Raw genomic sequence first — 4026 nt, 5'->3', positions numbered from 1 at the left:
GGGTGGCGGCGGGGTGGGCAGGTCACGCCGGACCGGTCGCTCGAGGATCACCGCCGAGCGGGCCAGCGCGAGGTCGACCACCGCGACCACGGTCAGCACCAGCGCCCAGCCGGCCGGCCCGGTGATCCGGTCGTACGCCAGCAGCGGCAGCACCGGCTGGGCGGCGAGCACGGTGGCGAAGCGCGGCGCGCGCAGCCCGGTCCATTGGGCGTACCCGAAGGCCACCAGGGTGGTCATCAGGAAGATCGACCCGGCGAAGACCGCGCCCGAGGCGCCGCCGCCGATCCGGTCGACCGCCCAGAGGGCGTACCCGGCCAGCGGCACCAGCAGCAGGCCGACCGCGGCGATCGTCTCGGCGGTGGAGGTGAGCCCGCGGCGGGCCAGCACCGGCGGGGCGAGCAGCATCAGCACCGTCGCGACCACCAGCACGCCCAGCCGGGCCAACGCGTCCATCGAGCTGGTGGCGACCGCGGCGAAGACCACCGCGGCCACGCCGAGCAGCAGCGCGCCGAGCCCGAGCGGGATGTTCTGCACCTCCCGGGAGGAGGCCTCCGGCGGGTGCTCCGGGTCGTCCACGTCCAGCCACTGCGGGGTGGACCGGGGCGGCGACGGCGGCAGGTCGTCCGGGCCGGGTGGCGGGGTGCCCTGCCGGGGCACCCGGGGCGGCGCGCCGGTGGTGGCCGTCGGCGGCCGGCGACCCGGCCGGCGGCGCAGCACCCGGCGGGGCCGGGTCGCCTGCTTGATCCGTTCCTCACCGGCGTGCGCGAGGATGTCCCGCTGGAAGAGGGCGGCCTGCATCTTGGCGGCGATCTGCCGTTGTTCACGGGCGATCTCGGCGTCGCGCGCCTTCATCTCCGCGATCGAGCGCTCGATCTCCGCCAGGTGCTCGGCCCACTGTGGCTGGTCGGCGCCGCAGTGCGGACAGATGATGGCCGGCTTGATCTCCCGCCCGCACGAGGCGCATCTGAAGGTCTGCACGACACCCCTCCGTCCGGCCGGCCCGCGGTGTGGACCTCCACTGTCGCAGCATGCCCTGACCGGGCGCGGATTTCGACCGTTGGCGGCGCGTTCGGGGCAACAAATGCGTTCGGGGCAACAAAAGGAACGGCCGGCCGTGGAGCAGTTCCACGGCCGGCCGTACGCGTCGGGTGAGGGTCAGGGGCGGCCCATGCCGCGGTACTCCCAACCCGCCTGGGTCCACAGTGTGGAGTCGAGGCAGTTGCGCCCGTCGACCACCCGCCGGCCCCGCACCAGCTCGCCCAGGGCGACCGGGTCAGCGTTGCGGAACTCGGCCCACTCGGTGAGCACGCAGACCAGGTCCGCGCCGCTGACGGCGTCGGTCATGGTCTCCTCGTACGTCAGCTCGGGCACCGCCCGGCGGGCGTTCTCGGTGCCCTGCGGGTCGAAGACGTGCACGTCGGCCCCGGCCTTGCCGAGCAGCGAGGCGACCGCGAGCGCCGGGGCGTCCCGGACGTCGTCGGTGTTCGGCTTGAAGGTGGCGCCGAGCACGGCGATCCGGGTGCCGGAGAGGTCCGGACCGGCCGGGCCGGAGCGGCGGCCGAGCAGCTCGGCGGCGAGCTGGACCACGCGGGTCCGGCGGCGCAGGTTGATCAGGTCGACCTCGTGCAGGAAGCGCAGCGCCTCGCCGGCGCCGAGCTCCTGGGCGCGGGCCTGGAAGGCGCGGATGTCCTTGGGCAGGCAGGCCCCGCCGAAGCCGAGACCGGCCTGGAGGAAGCGGTTGCCGATCCGGGGGTCGTACCCGATCGAGCGGGCCAGCTGGGTGACGTCGCCGCCGGCGGCCTCGCAGACCTCGGCCATCGCGTTGATGAACGAGATCTTGGTGGCCAGGAAGGCGTTCGCGGCGACCTTGACCAGCTCGGCGGTGGCGAAGTCGGTGACCACCAGGGGGACCTCGCGGTCCTCGGTGGCGGCCAGGTCGAAGACGCCCTTGTGGGCGGCGTAGAGCATGCCGTTGGCCCACTCGCTCTTGACGCCGACCACGATCCGGTTGGGGCGCAGCACGTCGTCGACGGCGAAGCCCTCCTGGAGGAACTCGGGGCTCCACGCCACCTCGACGCCGAGGTCGGCGGGGGTGTGCTTGCCGACGAGCTGCTCGACCCACTCGGCGGTGCCGACCGGGACGGTGGACTTGCCGACGATCAGCGCCTTGCGGGTCAGGTGCTGGGCCAGGCTGGTCACCGACGCCTCGACGTAGGACAGGTCGGCGCCCATGCCGTCGGCGCGCTGCGGGGTGCCCACGCAGATGAAGTGCACGTCGCCGAACTCGGCGGTCTCGGCGATGTCGGTGCTGAACCGCAGCCGGCCGGCGGCCAGGTTGCGCCGCAGCAGCTCGTCCAGGCCGGGCTCGTGGATCGGCACCTCGCCGGCGTTCAGCTTGGCGATCTTGTCGACGTCGACGTCGAAGCCGAGCACCTCGTAGCCGAGCTCCGCGTAGCAGATGGCGTACGTCGCACCGAGGTAACCGGTGCCGAGGAAGGTCACCCTGGGCCGGGCCGCGCCGGAGGGCGGGGTCACTGCGGCGATGGCCGGCACCGGCTGGGTGTTCGGGTACGGGATCGTCACGCCTGTCTTCTCCGCTCGCACTGGCGGCGCTTCCTTGCGTCGCGTTCGGCTGCGGCGCCTGGCCGGGCACCGGTTGGGGGACGTTCTGTGGTCGCCGGTCGACGTCGACGCCTGTCACGCACGAGCCTACGCGGCGGCAAGGAGCACCAGAACGCCGGTCGCTATCCTTCACTCTGCGCGGTCGGCGGTTCTCAGGCGCTACAGACTGGGCATGATAGCGGTGAAGGGGAGGGGCCAACATGGCCGCAGAGCAGTCGTTCGACGTCTACCGGTTGCCGGAGGAGCACGAGGCGATCCGGGAGGCGGTCCGTGAGGTCTGTGCGGCCAAGGTGGCCCCGCATGCGGCTGAAGCGGACGAGACCGGCGAGTTCCCGAAGGCGTCGTACGACGCGCTGCGGGCCGCCGACTTCCACGCCCCGCACATCCCCGTGGAGTACGGCGGCGCCGGCGCGGACGCGCTGGCCACGGCCATCGTGATCGAGGAGGTGGCGCGGGCCTGCGCCTCGGCCTCGCTGATCCCCGCGGTCAACAAGCTGGGCACCATGCCGCTGATCCTGGCCGGCTCGGAGGAGCTCAAGCGGAAGTACCTGACCCCGGTCGCCGCCGGGGACGCGATGTTCTCGTACTGCCTCTCGGAGCCGGAGGCGGGCAGCGACGCCGCCTCCATGACGACCCGGGCCGTGCGGGACGGCGATCACTGGGTGCTCAACGGCGTGAAGCGGTGGATCACCAACGCCGGCGTCTCCGAGTACTACACCGTGTTCGCTGTGACCGATCCCACAGCCCGCTCGCGGGGCATCTCCGCCTTCGTGGTGGAGAAGTCCGACGCCGGGGTCAGTTTCGGCGCGCCGGAGAAGAAGCTGGGCATCAAGGGCTCCCCGACCCGCGAGGTCTACCTCGACAACGTCCGGATCCCGGCGGACCGGATGATCGGCGCCGAGGGCACCGGCTTCGCCACCGCGATGAAGACCCTGGACCACACCCGGGTCACCATCGCCGCCCAGGCGGTCGGCATCGCGCAGGGCGCGCTGGACTACGCCAAGGGGTACGTGAGCGAGCGCAAGCAGTTCGGCAAGGCGGTCGCCGAGTTCCAGGGCATCCAGTTCATGCTCGCCGACATGGGCATGAAGCTGGAGGCGGCCCGGCAGCTCACCTACACCGCGGCCGGCAAGTCCGAGCGTGGCGACGCGGACCTGACCTACTTCGGCGCGGCCGCGAAGTGCTTCGCCTCGGACGCCGCCATGGAGATCACCACCGACGCGGTGCAGCTGCTCGGCGGGTACGGCTACACCCGCGACTACCCGGTCGAGCGGATGATGCGGGACGCCAAGATCACCCAGATCTACGAGGGCACCAACCAGGTCCAGCGCATCGTCATGGCCCGCCAGCTGCTCAAGGGCTGACCGGGCGGAACCGTTCGGGCGGGCCATGACGATGCGCTGG

Annotated in this window: 3 protein-coding genes; 1 reads left to right on the top strand and 2 read right to left on the bottom strand. The window is 72.4% G+C overall.

The window, feature by feature from the left end; genetic code table 11:
• The coding region (locus DKT69_RS27525) for a TFIIB-type zinc ribbon-containing protein (RefSeq protein ID WP_497529434.1) at positions 1 to 978 on the bottom strand (978 nt) is incomplete at its 3' end.
• Between the two features lie 177 nt (positions 979 to 1155).
• Entirely contained in the window at positions 1156 to 2583 is a 1428-nt protein-coding gene (locus DKT69_RS27520) for a UDP-glucose dehydrogenase family protein (RefSeq protein WP_109804395.1), read from the bottom strand.
• Between the two features lie 239 nt (positions 2584 to 2822).
• On the opposite strand from DKT69_RS27520, the gene DKT69_RS27515 reads away from it, so the two are divergent.
• A complete protein-coding gene (locus tag DKT69_RS27515) occupies positions 2823 to 3986 on the top strand; it encodes an acyl-CoA dehydrogenase family protein (RefSeq protein ID WP_109804394.1) in 1164 nt (387 codons plus the stop codon).
• Positions 3987 to 4026: the final 40 nt, after the last annotated feature.

The sequence above is a fragment of the Micromonospora sicca genome, from assembly GCF_003172935.1.
Taxonomy (GTDB): domain Bacteria; phylum Actinomycetota; class Actinomycetes; order Mycobacteriales; family Micromonosporaceae; genus Micromonospora; species Micromonospora sicca.
Note: the sequence above shows the minus strand (reverse complement) of the source record. Positions and strands in the feature narration are given on the sequence as shown.

What these genes read in the sequence shown, in the direction of transcription:
- DKT69_RS27515 (WP_109804394.1), top strand. Translation starts at nt 2,823, where the DNA reads ATGGCCGCAGAGCAGTCGTTCGACGTCTACCGGTTGCCGGAGGAGCAC.